The following is a 1071-nucleotide window of genomic DNA, read 5'->3' as shown; positions in this document are numbered from 1 at the left end:
TCTTCAAGTACGAAGGCGGGCTGCGTGCATTCGTCGAGTACCTGAACACCAACAAGACGCCAGTCAACTCCCAGGTGTTCCACTTCAACATCCAGCGTGAGGATGGCGTAGGTGTTGAAGTCGCCCTGCAGTGGAACGACAGCTTCAACGAAAACCTGCTGTGCTTCACCAACAACATTCCTCAGCGCGACGGCGGCACCCACCTGGTGGGCTTCCGTTCTTCGCTGACCCGTAGCCTGAACAACTACATCGAGCAGGAAGGCCTGGCCAAGAAGAACAAGGTAGCCACTACGGGTGACGATGCCCGTGAAGGCCTGACCGCGATCATTTCGGTGAAGGTTCCAGACCCAAAGTTCAGCTCGCAGACCAAAGACAAGCTGGTTTCCTCGGAGGTAAAAACCGCCGTGGAACAGGAGATGAACAAGTACTTCTCCGACTTCCTGCTGGAAAACCCGAACGAGGCCAAGGCCGTCGTTGGCAAGATGATCGACGCTGCCCGTGCCCGTGAAGCTGCACGTAAAGCCCGTGAAATGACTCGCCGCAAAGGCGCGCTGGATATCGCCGGCTTGCCGGGCAAACTGGCCGACTGCCAGGAAAAGGACCCTGCCCTGTCCGAGCTGTACCTGGTGGAGGGTGATTCCGCAGGTGGCTCGGCCAAGCAAGGCCGCAACCGTCGCACTCAGGCGATCCTGCCGTTGAAGGGCAAAATCCTCAACGTGGAGAAGGCGCGCTTTGACAAGATGATCTCGTCCCAGGAAGTGGGCACGCTGATCACTGCGCTGGGCTGCGGTATCGGCCGCGAAGAGTACAACATCGACAAGCTGCGTTATCACAACATCATCATCATGACCGATGCTGACGTCGACGGTTCGCACATCCGTACCCTGCTGCTGACCTTCTTCTTCCGTCAGCTGCCGGAACTGGTCGAGCGCGGCTACATCTACATCGCCCAGCCGCCACTGTACAAGGTGAAAAAAGGTAAGCAGGAGCAGTACATCAAGGACGACGAGGCCATGGAAGAATACATGACCCAGTCGGCCCTCGAAGATGCCAGCCTGCACCTGGACGAGT

1 protein-coding gene is annotated in these 1071 nt (G+C 57.8%); it reads left to right on the top strand.

The features are described 5' to 3' along the window. On the top strand, window positions 1–1071 hold a 1071-nt coding region (locus tag HP546_RS30555; RefSeq protein ID WP_256678583.1), incomplete at both ends, for a toprim domain-containing protein.

The sequence above is a fragment of the Pseudomonas sp. CM25 genome, assembly GCF_013179705.1.
GTDB lineage: Bacteria > Pseudomonadota > Gammaproteobacteria > Pseudomonadales > Pseudomonadaceae > Aquipseudomonas.
Note: the sequence above shows the minus strand (reverse complement) of the source record. Positions and strands in the feature narration are given on the sequence as shown.